The 19,259-nt window shown below is 68.0% G+C and carries 19 protein-coding genes and 1 riboswitch; of the genes, 12 read left to right on the top strand and 7 right to left on the bottom strand.

Annotated features, from left to right (window positions below; all coding sequences use genetic code 11):
• The 3 genes from ASPHE3_RS13055 to thiE all read right to left on the bottom strand — a co-directional run bounded on the left by ASPHE3_RS13055 (position 1) and on the right by thiE (position 4,338).
• Positions 1–1,695 carry a DEAD/DEAH box helicase gene (locus tag ASPHE3_RS13055; RefSeq protein ID WP_013601677.1) on the bottom strand — a complete coding sequence of 565 codons (1,695 nt, stop codon included), beginning with the start codon at positions 1,693–1,695 and terminating at the stop codon, positions 1–3.
• A 305-nt stretch (positions 1,696–2,000) separates the two neighbouring features.
• A complete protein-coding gene (locus ASPHE3_RS13050) occupies positions 2,001–3,521 on the bottom strand; it encodes an RNB domain-containing ribonuclease (RefSeq protein WP_013601676.1) in 1,521 nt (506 codons plus the stop codon).
• A gap of 76 nt (positions 3,522–3,597) precedes the next feature.
• Positions 3,598–4,338: a thiamine phosphate synthase gene (thiE, locus tag ASPHE3_RS13045; RefSeq protein WP_013601675.1), complete on the bottom strand. Its 741-nt coding sequence runs from the start codon at positions 4,336–4,338 to the stop codon at positions 3,598–3,600.
• 27 nt (positions 4,339–4,365) lie between these two features.
• Positions 4,366–4,483, top strand: a riboswitch (TPP riboswitch).
• Between thiE and ASPHE3_RS13040 the strand changes: the two genes are divergently transcribed.
• The 4 genes from ASPHE3_RS13040 (at position 4,476) to ASPHE3_RS13025 (ending at position 7,267) form a co-directional block, all read left to right on the top strand.
• Positions 4,476–5,834 carry an FAD-dependent oxidoreductase gene (locus ASPHE3_RS13040; RefSeq protein ID WP_049786071.1) on the top strand — a complete coding sequence of 453 codons (1,359 nt, stop codon included), beginning with the start codon at positions 4,476–4,478 and terminating at the stop codon, positions 5,832–5,834. (Overlaps the previous riboswitch by 8 nt.)
• Entirely contained in the window at positions 5,831–6,067 is a 237-nt protein-coding gene (gene thiS / locus ASPHE3_RS13035) for a sulfur carrier protein ThiS (RefSeq protein ID WP_013601673.1), read from the top strand. Before ASPHE3_RS13040 ends, thiS begins: the two co-directional genes overlap by 4 nt.
• 2 nt (positions 6,068–6,069) lie before the next feature.
• Positions 6,070–6,885 (top strand): thiazole synthase, encoded by an 816-nt coding sequence (locus ASPHE3_RS13030; RefSeq protein WP_013601672.1) that lies wholly within the window; start codon positions 6,070–6,072, stop codon positions 6,883–6,885.
• 43 nt (positions 6,886–6,928) lie between these two features.
• Positions 6,929–7,267, top strand: a complete 339-nt coding sequence (locus tag ASPHE3_RS13025) for a 4a-hydroxytetrahydrobiopterin dehydratase (RefSeq protein ID WP_013601671.1) — start codon at positions 6,929–6,931, stop codon at positions 7,265–7,267.
• Positions 7,268–7,380: 113 nt separating this feature from the next.
• On the opposite strand, the gene ASPHE3_RS13020 is transcribed toward ASPHE3_RS13025, so the two are convergent.
• Genes ASPHE3_RS13020 through ASPHE3_RS13010 form a run of 3 tightly spaced genes read right to left on the bottom strand, consistent with a single transcriptional unit; the run spans position 7,381 to position 8,661 of the window.
• Positions 7,381–7,683: a hypothetical protein gene (locus ASPHE3_RS13020; protein WP_013601670.1), complete on the bottom strand. Its 303-nt coding sequence runs from the start codon at positions 7,681–7,683 to the stop codon at positions 7,381–7,383.
• A 38-nt stretch (positions 7,684–7,721) separates the two neighbouring features.
• Positions 7,722–7,946: a DUF3107 domain-containing protein gene (locus ASPHE3_RS13015; protein WP_041652937.1), complete on the bottom strand. Its 225-nt coding sequence runs from the start codon at positions 7,944–7,946 to the stop codon at positions 7,722–7,724.
• A gap of 49 nt (positions 7,947–7,995) precedes the next feature.
• Complete coding sequence (locus tag ASPHE3_RS13010) at positions 7,996–8,661, bottom strand: TetR/AcrR family transcriptional regulator (RefSeq protein ID WP_013601668.1); 666 nt, start codon at positions 8,659–8,661, stop codon at positions 7,996–7,998.
• Positions 8,662–8,745: 84 nt separating this feature from the next.
• Here ASPHE3_RS13010 and moeB point away from each other — a divergent pair, with 84 nt between their 5' ends.
• Positions 8,746–9,945, top strand: a complete 1,200-nt coding sequence (moeB, locus tag ASPHE3_RS13005) for a molybdopterin-synthase adenylyltransferase MoeB (RefSeq protein ID WP_041652180.1) — start codon at positions 8,746–8,748, stop codon at positions 9,943–9,945.
• A gap of 193 nt (positions 9,946–10,138) precedes the next feature.
• Here moeB and ASPHE3_RS13000 read toward each other — a convergent pair whose 3' ends face one another.
• The gene (locus ASPHE3_RS13000; RefSeq protein ID WP_013601666.1) at positions 10,139–11,455 is read right to left on the bottom strand and encodes a glutamyl-tRNA reductase; all 1,317 of its coding nucleotides are present in this window, start codon (positions 11,453–11,455) and stop codon (positions 10,139–10,141) included.
• A gap of 159 nt (positions 11,456–11,614) precedes the next feature.
• Here ASPHE3_RS13000 and hemE point away from each other — a divergent pair, with 159 nt between their 5' ends.
• The 7 genes from hemE to ASPHE3_RS12965 all read left to right on the top strand — a co-directional run bounded on the left by hemE (position 11,615) and on the right by ASPHE3_RS12965 (position 19,238).
• Entirely contained in the window at positions 11,615–12,709 is a 1,095-nt protein-coding gene (gene hemE / locus ASPHE3_RS12995; RefSeq protein ID WP_013601665.1) for a uroporphyrinogen decarboxylase, read from the top strand.
• Between the two features lie 4 nt (positions 12,710–12,713).
• Positions 12,714–14,174: a protoporphyrinogen oxidase gene (gene hemG, locus ASPHE3_RS12990; protein WP_013601664.1), complete on the top strand. Its 1,461-nt coding sequence runs from the start codon at positions 12,714–12,716 to the stop codon at positions 14,172–14,174.
• A gap of 112 nt (positions 14,175–14,286) precedes the next feature.
• A complete protein-coding gene (locus tag ASPHE3_RS22285; protein WP_013601663.1) occupies positions 14,287–15,204 on the top strand; it encodes a hypothetical protein in 918 nt (305 codons plus the stop codon).
• 115 nt (positions 15,205–15,319) lie between these two features.
• Positions 15,320–16,021: a hydrogen peroxide-dependent heme synthase gene (gene hemQ / locus ASPHE3_RS12980; protein ID WP_013601662.1), complete on the top strand. Its 702-nt coding sequence runs from the start codon at positions 15,320–15,322 to the stop codon at positions 16,019–16,021.
• Positions 16,018–17,283 (top strand): ferrochelatase, encoded by a 1,266-nt coding sequence (locus tag ASPHE3_RS12975; RefSeq protein WP_013601661.1) that lies wholly within the window; start codon positions 16,018–16,020, stop codon positions 17,281–17,283. The genes hemQ and ASPHE3_RS12975 overlap by 4 nt, the downstream gene beginning before the upstream one ends.
• Entirely contained in the window at positions 17,280–18,278 is a 999-nt protein-coding gene (hemC, locus tag ASPHE3_RS12970) for a hydroxymethylbilane synthase (protein ID WP_041652177.1), read from the top strand. The genes ASPHE3_RS12975 and hemC overlap by 4 nt, the downstream gene beginning before the upstream one ends.
• A 60-nt stretch (positions 18,279–18,338) precedes the next feature.
• Complete coding sequence (locus ASPHE3_RS12965; protein ID WP_013601660.1) at positions 18,339–19,238, top strand: uroporphyrinogen-III synthase; 900 nt, start codon at positions 18,339–18,341, stop codon at positions 19,236–19,238.
• Positions 19,239–19,259: the final 21 nt, after the last annotated feature.

The following is a 19,259-nucleotide window of genomic DNA, read 5'->3' as shown; positions in this document are numbered from 1 at the left end:
TTAGGCCTCGGTGTTGCCGGGCTGTGCACCTTGGTCGCCGGCTCCAACTACCTCACCGTTGCGGCGGCGGGTGCGGGTGCGCGGCCGGCGGGTGCGCGACGGCTGCTCAGTGTCCGAAGCAGTGGCGTTGGCATCACCGGCCGCAGCAGGGGCTGCAGCAGGCTCGGACGTACGACGGCGGCGCTCGCCTGAGCGGGCACCGGAGTCACCGCTGCGTCCGCCCTCACGCTTGGCACCGCGGTCACGGCTGCCGCGGTCACGGCCGTCGCGGTCGCGGGAACTGCCGGCGTCGCGGCCACCGCGGGCGTTCTTCTTGCCCGTTTCGCCCAGGTCCTCCAGCACCTCGGCGTCAACACCGGCCAGGGTGCGCTTGTCGCGGGGCAGCCGGCCCTTGGTGCCTTCGGGAATGTCCAGGTCCTCGTAAAGGTGCGGGGAGGAGGAATAGGTTTCGATGGGCTCCGGCACGCTCAGGCCCAGGGCCTTGTTGATCAGTCCCCAGCGCGGCATGTCGTCCCAGTCCACGAAGGTCACGGCGGTGCCCTTGTTGCCGGCGCGGCCGGTGCGGCCCACCCTGTGCAGGTAGATCTTTTCGTCTTCCACGCACTGGTAGTTGATGACATGCGTGACGTCGTCCACGTCGATGCCGCGGGCGGCCACATCGGTTGCCACCAGGACGTCCACCTTGTTGTTGCGGAAAGCCCGGAGCGCCTGCTCGCGTGCGCCCTGCCCGAGGTCGCCGTGGATGGCGGCCGCCGCGAACCCGCGGTCCACCAGTTCCTCGGCAACCTTGGCCGCGGTGCGCTTGGTCTTGGTGAAGATAATGGTCCGGCCGCGGCCCTTGGCCTGGAGGATGCGTGCCACCACTTCGATCTTGTCCATGCTGTGCGCGCGGTAGATCAGCTGCCGGATGTCCCGCTTGGTAAGGCCTTCGTCATCCGGATCAGCAGCACGGATGTGGGTGGGCTGGGTCATGTACCGGCGGGCCATGGCGATGACCGGGCCCGGCATGGTGGCGGAGAACAGCAGGGTCTGCCGGACCGCCGGCGTGGCCGCGATCAGGGTCTCGACGTCCGGCAGGAAGCCGAGGTCAAGCATTTCGTCGGCCTCGTCGAGGATGACGACTTTGACGTTCTTCAGGCTCAGGTGCTTCTGCTTGTAGAGGTCGATGAGGCGCCCGGGGGTTCCCACCACAACCTCCACGCCATTCTTCAGGGCTTCCACCTGGGGCTCGTAGGCCCGGCCGCCGTAGATGGTGGCGATGCGTGCGTTCCTCTTGCGGGAGGCCGTCTGCAGGTCGTTGGCCACCTGTACCGCGAGTTCACGGGTGGGGACGATGACCAGGGCCTGCGGCGCGCCGGGAACTGCGAGTTTCTCGTAGCCCGCGTCGTCACGGCCCACCACCCGCTGCAGGGCGGGGATGCCGAAGCCCAGGGTCTTGCCGGTGCCGGTCTTGGCCTGGCCGATGATGTCGTGGCCGGAAAGGGCCACGGGCAGGGTCATGGCCTGGATGGGGAAGGGGTGGGTGATCCCGGCGTCGGCCAGGGATTCCACGATGTCCGCGCGGACGTTGAAGTCCGCGAAGGATTTCTCCTCGATCTCGTGCGGCTTCTCGTCCGAGATGATTGTTTCTTCGGGCTCGATGGTTTCGGTGCCGGAGTCATCGGTCAAGAGCTGGTGGGTATGCAATTCACTCACGGGGGAGTTTCCTTATTCATTTGGGCAATGGCGCTGCCTGCTCAACGGGCCGGCCAGGGGCCGCTCCGGAGCACGCTCGGGCGCGCACGCAATTCCAGTGGAAGCCGATCGCGGGCTATCTAAAATGCTGGCACTGGTGACCAGCGGGTGTATCTCAAGATCGCGTAGGGGCGGGCTTGTTGGTTTCAAATCAAGGAAATCAACGACCGGGCATCCGTTTCTACTTCTTCAGTCTAGCCGCAAGGGGGCGGAATCCCGGCTTTGGCCGCTTGTGCCCGCGGGAGAAGTGGCAAAACCGGCCTGGTTCAGGACGCCGGAGGGCTCAGTTCGAAATGCACTTCCCGGGTGGCGATGTCAGAGGAAATGAGGCGGACCCGGACTTTGGTGCCGGCTTCCAGGTCACCCGCGCACCGGGCAGTGACAGCGGGTTCAGCAATCTGGATGATCCCGGAACCGCCGTTGCCGTTGCCGTTGCGCCCGTTGCCGCCCTTCCCGTTGCCGTTCCTGCCGTTGCCGCCGTTTCCGTTTTCCTTCTGCGGCTTGGACCCGGAGATCACGATCGCGTCGAATTCCTGTCCGATGTGGTTGATCAGCAGCGCCGCTTCCACGGTGTCCAGGGCCATGCGCTCCATGCGGGAGGCCAGCTGGTCGGAACCGGCCATGATCTCGGGTAAGGACGGCAACGCGTCCCGTACCCAGCCCGGTACGTCGCCGCCGTTGCTCAGTGCCTCGCAGGTCACCAGCACGAAGCGGTCCACCAGCCGGCGCAGCGGTGCCGTCGTGTGCGCGTAGGCCGCGCCGATCGCGGACTGGACCGCATCTTCCGGAACTGTCCCGTCGAAGGCGGTGTAAGCGGCGCCGCGGAACAGCATGCCTGCCGAATGCATGATGGCCAGCTGGCGCGGGTCGGTAGGATCCAGGCTCCGCAGGTATTCGCCGTAGCTCATTTCGCCGTTCCAGGGCCGCCCCAGCGCCTCCGTCTGCAGCCGGAAATGGTTCAGGGAGCGTTCATCCGGCGAGGGCATGGTCCGCAGTATGCCCACTTTCCCGGCCAGCATCATCTGCGCTGCGGCCATGCCGGTCATGAGCGAGATCTGGGCGTTCCAGTCCTCCACCGGCAGCTGCGGGGCAGCGGCAATCCGGTAGCCGCCGTCGGGAAGCTGCACTATCTCCTGGTCCGGCATGTTCAGGCTGGCGCCCTCCCTTGCGCGCTCCAGCTCCACTCGCTTGAGCCCCACTTCCCTCAGGAGGTGCAGCACGTCGGAGGGGCTGCCGCCGTCGAGCTCCGCCTGGGCCCCCTTGTAGCTGAGCTTGGCCCGGCTCCGCATCCGCGCCCGCCTGACGGCAACCTCGGCCACCTCGGCCCCCTCGTCAAGGCGGAAGTCCCACACGAACGCGGAGCAGTCCTGGCCGGGCAGGAGGCTTCCCGCCCCCTCGCTGATGACTTCCGGATGCAGCGGGATGCGGCCGTCCGGCGTGTAGAACGTCTGTCCCCGGCGCCGTGTCTCGGCGTCCAGCGGTCCGCCGGGTGCAACAAAGGAGGGAACGTCAGCGATGGCATACAGCACCCGGTAGCCCCCGCCGTCGCGTTCGATAAAAAGCGCCTGGTCCAGGTCGGTGGACGACGCCGGATCGATCGTGATGAACTCCACCGCCGTCAGGTCATAGGCCGGAAGCCGCAAAGCCGAGACTGCGGCTTCCGCGTCCTCCACTGCCTCGGCAGGGTACGGGCCGGGCAGCTCAAGCTCGGTCCGCAGCGCGCTCAGGGCCGCCTCAAGGGCGTTCGTGTGCTCGTGGACATTGGGGGCCAGCCGATGATGTGACACGAAAATCAGCGTAGCCCCAATTGTGCGGATCGTGCATGAAACGGCGCGGAGGACGGGCTGGTTTTCGGCTGCAGCCTCACGGACGGGCGGCGTCCAGCGCAGCCAGGAGTGAAGCTGCCGCCGCTGCGGGCTCGTCGGCTTCGGTGATGGCGCGGACCACCACGATCCGGCTGGCGCCGGCCTCCACCACCTGTTCCACGTTGCCGTGGTCAATCCCGCCGATCGCGAACCAGGGGACGCCGCCGTCGGACTCTTCCTGCCGGCCCGCTGCGGCGGCAGCGTACTTCACCAGGTCCAGTCCGACGGCGGCGCGGCCCGGCTTGGTGGGTGTTGCCCAGAGGGGTCCCACGCAGAAGTAGTCCAGCGCTGCGGGCCCCGCAGCAGCTGCCAGGGCCGCGTCCACCTGCTCCGGGCTGTGGCTGGACAGGCCAATAGCGGCGTTCCCGTTGAGCAGCGTTCTGGCCGCGTTGAGGGGGAGGTCCTTCTGTCCAATGTGGAACACCGGCGCACCGGAAAGGACGGCGATGTCCGCACGGTCGTTCACGGCCCACAAGCGGCCGTGGCGGACGGCCGCTTCCTTCAGCAACGCCAGCAGTTCCAGTTCCTCTGCCGCCTCAATCGACTTGTCCCGCAACTGGATGATGTCCACCCCGCCCGCGAACGCGGCATCGACGAACTGTTCGAAGTCGCCGCGGTCCCGCCGCGCATCCGTGCAGAGGTACAACCGTGCTGCCTGCAGGCCTGCGCTGCCTTCGGCATTGATAAAGGCGTCGGTTCCGGGGACATGGGAAGCGGCGGGGGAGGGGGACACATTCATGGGAGCCAGCCTAGTTCCTCTACACTGGCCTCGTACTGCGGGAGCCGCGGCAGCTGTCATAAAGCGCCGGGCTGAGAGGGCGTCAGAGCCGACCGCTTGACCTGATCCGGCTAATACCGGCGTAGGGAAGGAGACACATGAGCGAACCGCCGCACCCTGGTGCTTTCGATGAACCAGCCGGGCCAGGGGCCGTGATCCGTGCCGATGTTGCCGTTATCGGCGGAGGAGTCATCGGGCATTCCATCGCCTGGGAGGTGAGGCGGTCCGGGCGGTCAGTGGTGGTCATCGATGATGCCCCCGGCTCCGGGGCCAGCTGGGCTGCTGCAGGAATGCTTGCTCCCGTCAGCGAACTGCACTACCAGGAGGAAGACCTCCTGGAGCTCATGCTCGACGCTGCCGCCCGCTGGCCCGCTTTTGCCGCTGACCTCGCCGCGGCTGCCGGGTCGGATCCCGGATACCTTACGACGCCGACGCTCGCCGTGGGTGCCGACTCCGCCGACCGGCAGGCGCTGCTGGACCTGCGGGCCGTGCAGCAGGCCAACGGACTCACGGTGGAGCCCCTCACCATCCGTGAAGCCCGGCGGCGGGAGCCCCTGCTGAGCCCTGCCATTGCCTGCGCGCTGGATACCCCTGCTGACCATCAGGTGGATCCGCGGCAACTGCTGGCCTGCCTGCGCCGTACCCTGGCCCGGCACGAGGGCGGAGCCGGGAGCGGCGGAAGCTTCGTGGCCGGAGCCGTGGACGGCTATGCCGTGCCGGACAGGGCAGCGGGCCTGTTCTGGCAGGACGGTGCAGTTTCGGGCGCGCGGCTGGCCGGCGGCGGGACTGTCCTTGCCGGGGAGACAGTGGTGGCCAATGGCCTGGACGCGGCGGCACTCGCCGGCCTGCCGGAGGACCTGCGCCTGCCCTTGCGGCCCGTGCACGGTGACATCCTGCGCCTGGCAGTGCCCGCACACCTCCGGCCCCTGCTTACCTCCACCGTCAGGGGACTTGTCCGTGGTGTCCCCGTGTACATCGTGCCGCGCCGGGATGGCACTGTGGTGGTCGGGGCCACGCAGCGGGAGGATGCCCTCGGGCAGGGCAACGGGTCCAACACCGGGGCGGTCTCCGCCGGGGGTGTTTACCAGCTGCTCCGCGACGCCCAGGTTTTGGTGCCCGCGGTGGCGGAGCTCGAGCTGCTGGAATGCACAGCACGTCCCAGGTCCGGCACTCCGGACAACGCCCCGCTGCTGGGGCGGGTGCCGCTGGCGGTCCGCCCTGCAGGGCACGAAGAACAGAAGTACGTGGAAGGCCTCATCATCGCCACCGGCTTTTTCCGCCATGGCGTACTGCTGGCCCCCGCCGCGGCCGCAATCTGCCGGGAGTTGCTGGACGGCAGGGGAGACCCGCGCTGGGTCCCTTTTGATCCCGCACGTTTTTCGGACGGCCTTTCGCGCAGCGCAGTCCGCCCGGGTGGCGTTGCCGCCACCGGACCTGACATCAAGGAGAAAGTATGAATATCACCCTGAACGGAACCGGGCATACCGTGCCTGAGGGCGCATCCATCACCATGCTCGTCAGCGAGGTCACGGGGCGTGACCTGGCTGCTGACGGCCAGGCTGTTGACGGCCGCCGGCTGGGCGTGGCGGTGGCACGCAACGCCACTGTGGTGCCGCGGAGCATGTGGTTCGCCACCGCGCTCGCGGAGGGCGACGACGTCGAACTCGTAACCGCAGTCCAAGGAGGCTGACCATGACCGAAACCAGCACCCTCCATGCCGGCGCCGGGCAGGACCCGCAGGACGCCCTGGTGATTGACGGCGTCGCCCTGGGGTCACGGCTGATTATGGGGACGGGTGGCGCCCCCAGCCTGGACGGCCTGGGCGCCGCGCTCCTGGCCTCCGGAACCTCTCTCACCACGGTGGCGATGCGCCGCTATTCACCCGCCGAGACGGGCTCGCTCTTCCAGCTGCTGCTGGACCACGGCATCCGGGTCCTTCCCAACACCGCGGGGTGTTTCACCGCCCGGGATGCCGTCCTCACCGCCGAGCTTGCCCGGGAGGCGCTGGAAACAGACTGGGTGAAGCTTGAGGTCATCGCCGACGAGCACACCCTCCTGCCGGACGCCGTCGAGCTCGTGGACGCCACCGAACAGCTGGTCAACAGGGGGTTCAAGGTGTTTGCGTACACCAATGACGATCCCGTCCTCGCGCTTCGGCTCGAGAACCTGGGCGCCACCGCCGTGATGCCGCTCGGTTCTCCCATCGGTACCGGCCTGGGCATCCTCAATCCGCACAACATCGAGCTCATCGTGTCCCGCGCCTCGGTTCCGGTGGTGCTGGACGCCGGCATCGGCACCGCGTCCGACGCCGCCCTCGCCATGGAGCTGGGGTGCGACGCCGTGCTGCTCGCGACGGCGGTGACCCGCGCGCAGGACCCGGCGATGATGGGGGAGGCCTTCAAACACGCCGTTATCGCGGGTAGGCTGGCGAGAGCGGCCGGTCGTATACCCCGCCGTGAACACGCGCTGGCGTCGTCGGCGATGGAGGGCAGGGCAGAGTTCCTGTAGTTGCCCGTTTTCCGCCGCCGGCGCCCTCACCCTAGGAGCAGCAGTGGCGGGCAAGGAAGCAGTTCCCCCGGAACGCATCGACGAAGCCCTGGCTGCACTGCCGGACTGGAGGTTGGACGACGGCGGTCTGGTCACCGTCTTCAAGACGCCGACGGCGGCCGCCGCGCTCGAGCTGATTGCCGCCGTCGGACGCCTGGCCGAGGACCTGAACCACCACCCGGACCTCGACTGGCGCTACAACCGGGTCTTTATCCGCTACACCTCCCACGACGCCGGAGGACAGGTGACCGAGCGGGATCTCGCGGCAGCCGCCGGCTCCAGTGAAGCGGCGGCAGCGGCGGGGGCCGTGGCGGAACCGGCGAAGTACGCGCCGGGGCGCTGATTACCGGCCACGTCAAGCGGCCCTGTCATTGGAGCGCTGCAACATTGTCCTTAAGCAAAGGGGCCGCCACCCCAGGGGGTGGCGGCCACTTTGGCTTGCGCAGGAACCCGTAACTAGGCCCGAAGGATAGCCGTCAGCCGTTCTATATCCTGGCGGGCACGCCTGCGGCCAAGATACAGGGCTGCCGCAGTTGCGGCGGCGGCGCCCAGCACGATGGGCAGGACCCACGGCAGCCAGGTCAGCCCGGGCCGGTACCCAAAGCCGGCGGCCATGAGGGTGATCCACGTCAGGGCCGCCGCTGCCACGGCTACCCCGGCGGGCAGGCCCGCCCCGTACTTGGCGTGCCGCTTGTCATTCGCCCAGACAATAAAGCCTGCTGCGGCGGCAGCCAGTACAACGATGGTCAGTGAAAGCATGGATCTCCTTGGGCTACGGTCGGCTTCTCCGGCGGGCGCTAGAACTGGCCGAAACCTACGCGCCGTGCTTCTTCTGCACCAATCTCCACATAGCCCAGGGCGTTTCCGGGAACAATGATCAGGCGTCCCTTTTCATCCTTCAGGCGAAGTTCGCTGCCCGTGGTGATGGCTTCCCCCACAACCTTGGCTACCGAATCCGCATCCTCGGTTGATTCGAGCACAATTTCGCGGGCAACATTCTGAACGCCGATCTTTATTTCCACAAGGGCCTCCCAGCCAATCAAAGTTCTCGGGTGATGTCTTATTTGTAGTCTAGGACTCTTTGGGGAAGCGACTGATTCCGCGCCAAGCTAAACGGTAGATCAGGTCGCTGGCCACATCGAGGTCCAGGTCGCCGTCCGTTTCGAGCCAGTACCGGGCGCTGACCTGCGCCATTCCGGCAAGTCCGCGGCCCAGGAGCTGGGCCTCCAGGTGGGGAAGCTTGGTATCTTCGGCGATGACACGGGCAATAGCGTCGGCAAAGGTCCTGTTGAAGGTCTCCAACCGGCCGCTGACGTCCGGGTCATTGATCAGGTCCGACTCGAACACCAGGCGGTGGGCCTGGTCGTCGCTGGCGATGAAGCGGAAGTAGGCACGCATGACGGCCTGCACGCGTTCCTTGTTGTCCGTGGTGGAGTTCAAGGCACCCAGCATCAGCTCGGTAAGGGAGGCCAGGTGGCTTTCCAGCAACGCAAGGTAAAGCTCCCGCTTCGAGGGGAAGTGCTGGTACAGGACGGGTTTGCTGACATGTGCCGTTTCGGCGATCTCGTCCATGGCCGCACCGTGGTAACCGTTCGCCACGAAGACTTCCTGGGCGGCGTTCAGGAGCTGGGCCCTGCGCTCATCACGAGGGAGCCGGGCGGACCGTTGGCCTGCGGAACGCGAGGGAGTTTGCGGTTCGGTGGCGGGCGGGCGGTCAGCCCGTGCTTCATGGACCACAGTTGTCCTTCTTTCCGTTGCAGTTACTCCCACTTTACTGCGGGGTAATATGACCGGGCGGTATCCCGGGGCATACATTGAAGTATGGCTTCGACATTCACCGCAAATGTTTCACCTGTGTCCCTGGATCCCCTGGTGGAGCCGGCAGCCGGCCTCACCCCGGCCGAGGTGGAACGCTACTCGCGGCACCTCATCATTCCGGAGATCGGTGCACTGGGCCAGCGCAGGCTCAAGAATGCCAAAGTGCTGGTCATCGGCGCCGGCGGCCTCGGATCTCCCGCGCTCCTGTACCTTGCCGCTGCGGGCGTGGGAACGCTCGGGATCATCGACGACGACGCCGTGGACCTCAGCAACCTCCAGCGCCAGGTCATCCACGGCGTAGCGGACTTGGGCCGGCCCAAGATTGAGTCGGCACGGGACGCGATCGCTGCCCTGAACCCGCTGGTGGACGTCCGGCTGCATGATGCCCGGCTGGATGCCTCCAACGCCCTGGAGCTGTTCGCCGGCTATGACCTGATTCTGGACGGGGCCGACAACTTCGCCACCCGCTACCTGGTCAACGATGCCGCTGCCATCCTCGGCAAGCCCTATGTGTGGGGTTCCATCTTCCGGTTCGACGGCCAGGTGAGCGTCTTTTGGGAGAAGCACGGCCCCACCTACCGCGACCTCTACCCGGAGGCGCCTCCGGCCGGTTCTGTCCCCTCCTGCGGCGAGGGCGGCGTGTTCGGCATGCTGTGCGCGGCCGTGGGGTCGTTGATGGTGACGGAGGCAGTCAAGCTGATTACCGGCGTCGGACGTTCCCTGCTGGGGCGCGTGGCGCTCTATGACGCCCTGGGCGGGAGCTGGCGGGAGATCCGCGTTTCCAAGGATCCGGCGGCCGAACCGATCACAGAGCTGACGGACTATGAAGCCTTCTGCGGCATCACAACTGAGGCGCCTGCAGGCACCGAACACACCGTGACTGCAACACAACTGGCCACCATGCTCGCCTCGCGCAATGCCGGCCTCAAGGATTTTGAGCTGATCGATGTGCGCGAGGCCGGCGAATACGACATCGTCCGCATCGACGGCGCCAGGCTCATTCCGCAGGGCCGGATCCTTGCGGGGGAGGCCTGGGATGAACTCCCGCAGGACCGCGACATCGTGTTCCACTGCAAGGCGGGGACCCGCTCGGCCAATGTGCTCGCGGCGGCGCAGAAGGCCGGCTACCAGCGGGTGAGCCATCTCGACGGCGGCATCCTCGCCTGGGTGCGCGAGGTGGAACCCCACAAGCCCGTGTACTAACCCCCGACGCTCTCTCACTTGATGTGCCTTTTTGTGGGACGCTCTCTCACTTTCCTGCGGCAAGTGAGAGAGCGTTGCCGGCAAACCTGCGTTGAGTGAGAGAGCGTTGCCGGAAAGCCCTCGTTAAGTGAGAGACCGTCGGTGGGGAAGGCGCAGGATGTGAAAGAAGCCCTGCGTGAGGAAGGAACGAACGTCAGGCGGTTTCGCGGCCCTGGTGGTCCACGGGGCACTCGGCCTGCCGAGCGGCGGTTGCCGGCTGTTCCACCGTGATGCCGTACAGGGCTTCAAGGGCGGCCACGTACTCGTCCTGCTGCCCATTGGCGGCCAGTTCCCGGGCGCGCACGGTGGGAACGTGGAGAAGCTGCTTGACCATGCGGCGGAGTGCGAACTCCACTTCCTCGGCGGCTGCCGTGCAGCCGTGCCGTGCCCGGACCTTCTCCATCTCGGAATCCAGGACGCTCATGGTGTGCCGGCGCAGGGCGACGATGGCGGAATCCACGGAACGCGCCTCACGCTCCTGCTCGAACGCTTTGGCCGCACCAGTGACGATACCGCTGGCCTGGGCCAGCGACTCGGCCTGTTCCTGGGGAGCGGCCAGGCGCACTGATTCCAGCGTCAGCAGTTCCACGCCGTCAAGTTCGCCCACCGCGGGGTCGAAGTCGTGGGTGAGGGCCAGGTCGATGGCGATCAGCGGCTGTGGGGATTCTGCGCGGACCTCGGCCAGTTCATCGGCCTCCACCCGGGTGTCGGAACCGCTGCAGCCGATCATGACGTCTGCTGCGGCCACGGCCGGCCGGAGCGAGTCCGCGTCGAGGGCGGTGCCGCCGCGGGTGGCCACAAATCCTTCGGCCCGGCCGGACGACGAGAAGACCGAGATGTCCGTGCAGCCCCGTTCACGCAGCAGTGCCATGGTGGCCCCAGCGTAGGCGCCAGTACCGAAGACCACTACTTTCTTGGCGGACCAATCCGGATTTTCGGACAGGTCGGTCGCAAGGTCCAGGGCGACGGAAACAATGGAAAGGCCGCGGGAGCCGAGGGCGGTCTGGGCACCCACATCCTTGGCAGTCTTGGAGGCGGCCTGGAACAGCCTGACCAGTCCGGAGCTGGCCGTACCTTCATGCTGGGCGGTGATCAGCGCGCGGCGGACCTGGCCGGCGATCTCGCGTTCCCCGACGACGGCCGAGTCGAGGCCGGCACTGACGGCGAAAAGGTGCTGGCTGACCTCGGGGCCGGTACGGGTGCTGAAAGAGCGTGAGACGAGCGGTTCGGTCAGCCCGCTTGCCTGGCTGATCTGGGCCACCAGTGCGGCGCGGGCCGCCTCAACGTCATCCGGGTGCGCGGCCTCGCCGTAGATTTCGTAGCGGTTGCAGGTGGCAAGGACTACCGCACCCGTCACTGCCGGCGATCCGGAGAGGGCGGATGTGGCGATCTCCGAAGAACCGTTGCTCAACTGAGCAACGGTCTCGAGATCGATGTCGGCGTGTGTAGCCACCAATGAAAAAAGAACCACAGCAGGACAATCATAGCTTTTTCGTTAGTCGGTAGAACAACTACCCGGACCGGCAGGCGCAGGCTAGGGGCTGTGATTCCTGCCACGGCGCCGTTCCGGCCCCTTCCCATGACACTTCGTCGTTATCTTTTGCCGCTGTTTTTCGGCACAATCAGAGGCATGACTTCCAGCCCTGCCACGTCCGCTGCCGGCGCCCTCGCTGCAGACCACCCGCTGATGGATGGCCGCACCGCAGATTCCCCGCTGATCACGGCCTACCGCGGAGGCAAGCCTTCCCGCCGTCCCGTCTGGTTCATGCGGCAGGCCGGACGCTCGCTCCCCGAGTACTTGGAGGTACGGAAGGGCGTGGCCATGCTGGACTCCTGCCTGCGCCCCGAACTCGCCTCGGAAATCACGCTCCAGCCCGTCCGCCGCCACGATGTTGACGCAGGCATCTTCTTCTCCGACATCGTCATTCCGCTGAAGCTCGCCGGCGTAGGCGTGGACATTGTCCCCGGCGTCGGACCCGTCCTTGACACTCCGGTACGCACTGCCGCCGACGTCGCGGCACTGCCGCAGCTCACCTGGGAGTCGCTGGAACCCATCCGGGAAGCGGTGCGCCTCACCGTGGCCGAACTGGGCAACACGCCGCTGATCGGCTTCGCCGGAGCGCCGTTCACGCTCGCCGCCTACATGGTGGAGGGCAAGCCGTCCCGTGACCACCTGGGCCCCCGCACCATGATGCACGCGGACCCGGAAACCTGGAGTGCCCTGGCCAACTGGGCCGCCGATGCCTCCGGCATGTTCCTGCAGGCGCAGCTCGAAGCCGGCGCCTCCGCGGCGCAGCTCTTCGACTCCTGGGCAGGATCCCTGGGCCTGGCGGACTACACCAAGTACGTGGCGCCGGCGTCAACGCGGGCCCTTGACCACGTGCGGCATCTCGGCGCCCCGCTGATCCACTTCGGTACCGGCACGTCCGAGCTCCTGGTGGCCATGCGGGACGTGGGCGTGGATGTGGTGGGCGTGGACTATCGGCTTCCGCTGGATGAGGCAAACCGCCGGCTCGGCGGCACCGTGCCGCTGCAGGGAAACATCGATCCCGCCCTGCTCCCCGCCCCCTGGGAAATCCTTGAAGCCCACGTGCGCGAGGTCATCGCGGCCGGGGCAGCGGCTCCGGGGCACGTGGTCAACCTCGGGCACGGTGTTCCGCCCGAGACGGATCCCGCCGTCCTCACCCGCGTTGTTGAACTCATCCACTCCATCTCCCCGGAGTAGGCGCGTGGGCAGTTCGGCGGAAACCTCCGGAACAGCGCTGGTTGTGGGCGGCGGCATCTCCGGACTGCTGTCCGCCCGGGGGCTCGCCGCCGCCGGTTACCAGGTCACCGTCCTCGAAGCCGGGACCGAATGGGGCGGCTGCGTGGGCAGCCACACCCTTGCCGGCCTGACACTGGACAGCGGTGCGGAATCGTTCGCCATCCGGTCCGATGCCGTGGCGGGCCTGGCCGCCGAGCTTGGCCTGTCCGGCAGGATCGTCCCGCCGCGGGCCGGGGGAGCCTGGGTCCAGTTGCCGGACGGCCCCCGCGAATTGCCCAAGACGGGTGTGCTGGGAATTCCGGCCAACCCCTGGGACCCGGAGGTCCGCCGGTCGCTCGGAATCCCGGGCACGCTGCGGGCCTCGCTGGACAGAATCCTGCCTGCTTCGGTAGGGACCAGGGCCGAGGTCATCAGCGTGTCCGCACTGGTCCGGGCGCGCATGGGCAAGCGCGTCCTGGAGCGCCTGGTTGCTCCGGTGGTGGGTGGCGTGCATTCGGCTGATCCGGGACTGCTGGATGTCGACATGGTGGCCCCCGGCCTGCGCGCCGGACTGCGGCAGCATGGCTCCCTGGCGGAAGCCGTCTCGGCCCAGCGGCGCCTGCGGCGCGTGCCGTCTGCGGACTCAGGGGATACCCCGGCAAGCACAGGGCCCGCCAAGGCAGGCTCTGCCGTTGCGGGCCTGGAAGGCGGGATGCACACGCTCATCACAGCCCTGGTGGCCGACCTCCGCCGCCGGGGAGTGAAACTCCTTTCCGGCACCCCCGCCACATCGGTGTCGCGCATGGGCGGGGGATGGCGCGTCGGTACAGCAGGAGCAACGTTCGACGGCGGCCTGCTGGTGGTCGCTGTGGAAGGTCCCGCCGCCGTCGAGCTGCTGGAAGGCCAGGTTCCCGCCTTTGCCGGACAACGCCCGCCGGCCGGCCCTGACGTCAAACTGGTCACGCTGGTGCTGGACAACCCTGACCTGGACCGGAGGCCCCGGGGCACCGGTGTCCTGGTGGCACCGCAGACCCCGGGCATTGAGGCCAAGGCGCTCACGCATGCCACCGGCAAATGGGACTGGCTGGCCGCGGCGGCCGGGCCCGGGCGGCACGTGGTCCGGCTCTCTTACGGACGCGTGGACGGTGCCGGTGGCCAGGCCGGCGGCCCCGACACGGACGAAGAGCTCCTTGCTGCGGCACTGCGCGACACCGAAACCCTCCTGCAAGCCGGCATCTCCCGCGGGCAGCTGGTGGATTGGGACGTGGTCCGGTGGCGTGGTTCCCTGCCCTTCGCTGCTGTTGGACACCGCGCCCGCGTAGCCGGAATCAGGGAAGCCTGCACTGCCGCGGGCAACCTTGCCGTGGTGGGGGGCTGGGTGGCCGGCAATGGCCTGGCCGCCGTGGTGTCCGACACGGATGAACAAATCCGAAACCTGGTGCACTGAGAATCGTCGCTGGTCAGGGCAGCAACACGCCTTGGACCTGCCTGCGTGGCGCCGCCTGCGGGGTGGCCGCCAGCTTTTATTTCCTCCGCTGATGTGGCTAGGGTCGATGACTATGGCTCAACACAGGTCCGAACTTTCCACGTCCCGGACCGGTATCCATGGGGGAGTCCGGCGCGGCACTGCAGCTGCTGCCGTCGGAGCGGTACTGGTCCTTACAACAGGCGTCCCGGCGTCCCTGGCCGATGACGGGAGCTCCCAGTCCGGGGGAAATTCCGCCGCCGCAAAGCGGGACGCGCCCGGCCAGAACCGGGAGGGCAAGGAAGCCAAGGACAAGGCTGCCAAGCAGGAGGCCGCACCCTCGCCGGTGCCCCGCCAGACCCAGTCGGCGGCCCCGTCCGCGATGTCGGTTCCGTCTGCGCTGCTTCCGGCGGTCAATGCCACCCTGGCTCCCACCGACACGGCCACGACCTCCACCGCGCCTTCGGTTCCCCTCCCGGCGCCGTCAGACGTGCCGCTGGTTCCACAGGCCACACTCCCCGCAGTCACTGTTCCCGGCCTGACTCCGCCGGATGCAACTGTTCAGCCCACATCCGGAAGCGCTGCCGCGCCAACGCCCGGAAGCGCTGCCGCGCCGGCGCCACAAATGGCGGCCGAAGGCGCACCCTCGGCGACAGTGCCGACGCTGGAGCCCGGGGCCAACGGCGGCACCAGCGACGCTTCCGGCCAGAATGGAGGCCAGGCGGGGGCCGCCTCAGAGGAGCCTGGGCAGGCCGGCAGCGAAGGGCAGCAGGCAGGCTCGGCCACAGTGGCCCCGCTGGCGCCGCTGGATGCGACGCAGACGTCCGCGGCGGCGCCTGCAAGCGGCCGCACCCCACAGGCAGCAGGCGTGCCGCGCAGCGCTGGACAGAACGTCGGCTCTTTCCTTACCGCGCAGCCTGAGGTGCAGAGCGCCATGGTCGGCGTCGGCGTGGGTCTGGTGGGCCTGGCCGCAGCCGCGGGAGCGGTTTACCTCAGGATGCGGAGGCCGTAGCAGGGCTGCGCTGCGGGGCGGGGGCGCACGCCTTTGATGTGACCTTGCCCACTTCTACGTTTTGTAGAAGTTGCTGGTTTCCACTTGGCGGGCAGTAGGGGGCAAACTGGTAACCATGAGCCACACTTCTGCCGAATCTGTCACTAAAACCGAAGAATCAGCCGAGCAGTTTTTCACCCTCTGGACGGTTTTCAAGCGCTCCGAAACCCTGATCCGCAGCGCCGATGCTGCTTCTGATTTCGAGCGGCTGCTGGAGCGGCTGGCCCAATCCGGCGTGACCCACCGCGGAAGCTACGACGTCTCCGCCATGCGGGCTGACGCTGACGTGATGGTGTGGCTGCACGGCCCCAAGCCTGAAGCCCTCCAGCAGGCCATCCGGGACATCCGCCGGAGCTCCCTTTTCGCCGGCACGGAAATCGTGTGGTCGGCCATGGGCGTGCACCGCGAGGCTGAGTTCGCCAAGAACCACACCCCCGCCTACTCCCGCGGCGTGGCGCCGGCCGAATGGCTGTGCGTCTACCCCTTCGTCCGCTCCTACGAGTGGTACATCCTCCCGGAGGAAGAGCGGGGCGCAATGCTTCGCGAGCATGGCCTCCTGGGCCGGGAGTTCCCGCAGGTCATCTCCAACACCGTATCTTCGTTTGCGCTGGGCGACTGGGAATGGATCCTGGGCCTCGAGGCTCCGGAGCTCGTGGACCTGGTGGACCTGATGCGCCACCTGCGCAACACGGAGGCCCGCAACCACGTCCGTGAGGAAGTCCCGTTCTACACCGGCCGCCGGATTTCCCCGGCAGAAGTAGCGGAGGTGCTCGCATGAGCTCCAGCATTGGTGCCAGCACCGCCGTCAACCCCGTCACCGAAGCAGGACGGATGGCTCCGAAGAATTACGACGCCGTCCTCCTCGCCTCTTTCGGCGGGCCGGAAGGCCAGGAGGACGTCATCCCGTTCCTCCGCAACGTCACGCGCGGGCGCGGCATCCCGGACGAGCGGCTTGAAGAAGTCTCGCACCACTACCGGGCCAACGGCGGCATCAGTCCCATCAACCAGCAGAACCGCGAGCTCAAGGCTGCCCTGGAAGCGGAACTCGCTGCGCGCGGCATCGACCTGCCCGTGCTCTGGGGCAACCGCAACTGGGCGCCATACATCCCGCAGACCCTGCAGGATGCGTACGACGCCGGCCACCGCCGCCTGCTGATGATCACTACGAGTGCCTACTCCTGTTACTCCAGCTGCCGCCAGTACCGCGAGGACATCGGCATGGCCCTCACGGAGACCGGCCTTGACGGCCGCCTCGAGGTGGACAAGGTGCGCCAGTACTTCGACCACCCCGGCTTCGTGGAGCCCTTCATCGAAGGCACAGCTGCCGGCCTCAAGGAAGTCCGGGAGAAACTTGCGGCAGCCGGAACCCCCGACGCTCCCGTGCAGATCCTGTTCGCCACCCACTCCATCCCCACCCGGGATGCGGAGGCAGCCGGCCGCTCCGAGGGCGAGCCGCGCGAGTTCGAGGAAGGCTCGGCGTACGTTGCCCAGCACCTGGCCACCGCAACTGCAGTGATGCAGCGGGTGGAAGAGGAATCCGGCCTGACCGCCCCTTGGTCGCTGGTGTACCAGTCACGCTCGGGTGCACCGCACGTGCCGTGGCTCGAACCGGACATCAACGATGCCATCGAGGAACTGGCTAACCAGGGTGTCAAGGGCATCGTCATTGTGCCCCTGGGCTTCGTCAGCGACCACATGGAAGTTGTCTGGGACCTGGACACCGAGGCGCTGGAGACCTGCGCCAACCTTGGGCTCGCCGCCACGCGAGTTCCCACCCCCGGGACGCACCGCAGCTTCGTGAACGGAATGGTTGACCTGATTTGTGAGCGCACCGCGGCCAACACCATCAGTGACCGTCCGGCCATGACCGCGCTCGGTCCCTGGTATGACGTCTGCCGGCCGGGCTGCTGCGCCAACTTCCGGGGCGAAAAGCCCACCATCGCAGGGGCCGACACCACCGTGGGCACAGGTCACGACCCGTATCCCGGGGAAACCGCGGCTGGGGAGCCTGCTGCTGCCGGGGGAGCGCCGCAGCAGTGACGGTCCGCATCGGTACCCGTGCCAGCAAGCTTGCGCTCACCCAGACGCAGCAGACCGCTGATCAGCTCGCCGCCGTCGGAGGTTTCCCGGTGGAACTGGTCCACATCCGGACCGACGGGGACGTGCTCACCGGACCGCTCTCCCAGATGGGCGGCACCGGCGTGTTCGTTGCCGCCCTGCGCGACGCGCTGCTGCGGAATGAATGCGACGTCGCGGTCCACTCGCTCAAGGACCTGCCCACGGGGCCCGCGGTGGGACTGAGCCTGGCAGCCACACCTCGCCGGGTGGACGTCCGCGACGTCTTGTGCGCCCGGGACGGGCTGAAGCTGGCAGATCTCCCGGCAGGGGCAAAAGTGGGTACGGGTTCGCCGCGACGGGCCGCCCAGCTCCGGGCCGCCCGTCCGGACCTCCAGATCATGGATATCCGCGGCAACGTTGACACCCGCCTTGGCCGGGTCCCCGGACTGCCGGGCAATTCCGTCAACGACGTTGTGCCGGGCAAGTCGTGTGACCTTGACGCCGTGGTTCTCGCGGCGGCAGGCCTTGAGCGGATCAGCAGGCTCGACGCCGTGAGCGAGTTCCTTGAAACGGACGTCATGCTTCCCGCGGCTGGCCAGGGATCCTTGGCCATTGAATGCCGCACGGCGGATGCCCCGCCAAGGGCGGGCTCGGACGAGGGCTCGAAGGACGTCCTGGCGCAGGCCCTCGCGGCACTTGACGATCCGGACACCCGGCTTGCCGTCACTGCCGAACGGGCCCTGCTGGCCCGCCTTGAGGCCGGCTGCGCGGCGCCCGTTGGTGCGTACGCGTACCGCAAGGGCAGCCTGCTGCACCTTGAAGCCGTGGTGTGCGCCGTGGATGGCACAGCGTCGGTCCGGGACAAGCGCGCCACCGACGGCCTGACGGACGTCGGGGCCACCCTGCTGGGCATCGAGCTCGCAGAAGTGCTCCTGGCAGCCGGCGCCGCCGACATCGCAGACCTGCAGGCTTCCTGAGCCAGGCCGTGATGCAGCCTACTTTGTGCCTCCGGCGCTCCTGGCCGGGGCAGGACTAGCATGCGGGACAGGGCTCCCTCGCCGGAGCAGCCACTGGCCGGCGCCCGGGTGCTGGTGACGCGCAGCCCGGAGCGCTCGACCGCGCTGGTGGCCGGGTTGCGGAAGGCAGGCGCTGACCCGCTGGTCCTGCCGTTGATCGACTTTGAGCGTGCCACGGACCAGCATTCCCTCGATGTGGCCTGCGATGCGCTCGCAGCAGGAGCATTCGACTGGCTGGTGGCCAGCAGCGCCACCACCGTCCACGTGCTGGCGGACAAAGCCGCAGAGCGGGGCCTGACCCTGGCTCGTCTGGTCCATCCGGCCACGCGGATCGCTGCCGTGGGGGCGGCCACGCGCCGGCTCCTGCAGGCACACGGGCTCCCGGTGGCCCTCGTACCCGCCGATGACCAGTCCGCCGCGGGCCTGCTTTCCGCCTGGCCCGGCGGGAACGGCAAGGTCCTGCTGCCCCAGGCGGATATCGCCTCCCCCCGGCTTGCGGAGGGGTTAACCGCGGCGGGCGGCCGCGTCACCGCCGTGGTTGCCTACTGCACTGTCGACTACCCGGCGGCAGCAGAGCGAAGGCTCGCCGTTCCGCTGGAAGACGCCGCAGCGGGGGAGGCGCCGCCGTCGTACGTCCTCCTGACGCCGGACATAGCCGCCGCTGAACTCGCCGCCGGACGCATCGATGCCGTGATCGCCGCTTCCCCCAGCGCCGCACGGCGCATCGCTGAACTCTCCCCGCTGCCCCGCTGCAGCTTTGTTGCGATTGGACGTTCGACGGCGGAGCAGGCGTCAGCCCTCGGCATTCCGGTGGCCGCCACGGCGGCTGAGCCCTCGCCGGAAGGGCTTGTTGCCGCCGTTGCGGCGGCGCTCGCTGCCCGCCAGGGGACGCGCGGGGAGCACGGACCCCTGCCGCCCTGACTGCCGGCCAGCCACCCGCCC

The sequence above is a fragment of the Pseudarthrobacter phenanthrenivorans Sphe3 genome (genome assembly GCF_000189535.1).
In the GTDB taxonomy this organism is placed as follows: domain Bacteria; phylum Actinomycetota; class Actinomycetes; order Actinomycetales; family Micrococcaceae; genus Arthrobacter; species Arthrobacter phenanthrenivorans.
Note: the sequence above shows the minus strand (reverse complement) of the source record. Positions and strands in the feature narration are given on the sequence as shown.

Coding starts and splice junctions, on each gene's coding strand:
- thiE (WP_013601675.1), bottom strand. CDS start 4,338: ATGAATGTGTCCCCCTCCCCCGCCGCTTCCCATGTCCCCGGAACCGAC.
- ASPHE3_RS13040 (WP_049786071.1), top strand. CDS start 4,476: ATGAGCGAACCGCCGCACCCTGGTGCTTTCGATGAACCAGCCGGGCCA.
- thiS (WP_013601673.1), top strand. CDS start 5,831: ATGAATATCACCCTGAACGGAACCGGGCATACCGTGCCTGAGGGCGCA.
- ASPHE3_RS13030 (WP_013601672.1), top strand. CDS start 6,070: ATGACCGAAACCAGCACCCTCCATGCCGGCGCCGGGCAGGACCCGCAG.
- ASPHE3_RS13020 (WP_013601670.1), bottom strand. CDS start 7,683: ATGCTTTCACTGACCATCGTTGTACTGGCTGCCGCCGCAGCAGGCTTT.
- moeB (WP_041652180.1), top strand. CDS start 8,746: ATGGCTTCGACATTCACCGCAAATGTTTCACCTGTGTCCCTGGATCCC.
- hemE (WP_013601665.1), top strand. CDS start 11,615: ATGACTTCCAGCCCTGCCACGTCCGCTGCCGGCGCCCTCGCTGCAGAC.
- ASPHE3_RS22285 (WP_013601663.1), top strand. CDS start 14,287: ATGGCTCAACACAGGTCCGAACTTTCCACGTCCCGGACCGGTATCCAT.
- hemQ (WP_013601662.1), top strand. CDS start 15,320: ATGAGCCACACTTCTGCCGAATCTGTCACTAAAACCGAAGAATCAGCC.
- ASPHE3_RS12975 (WP_013601661.1), top strand. CDS start 16,018: ATGAGCTCCAGCATTGGTGCCAGCACCGCCGTCAACCCCGTCACCGAA.
- ASPHE3_RS12965 (WP_013601660.1), top strand. CDS start 18,339: ATGCGGGACAGGGCTCCCTCGCCGGAGCAGCCACTGGCCGGCGCCCGG.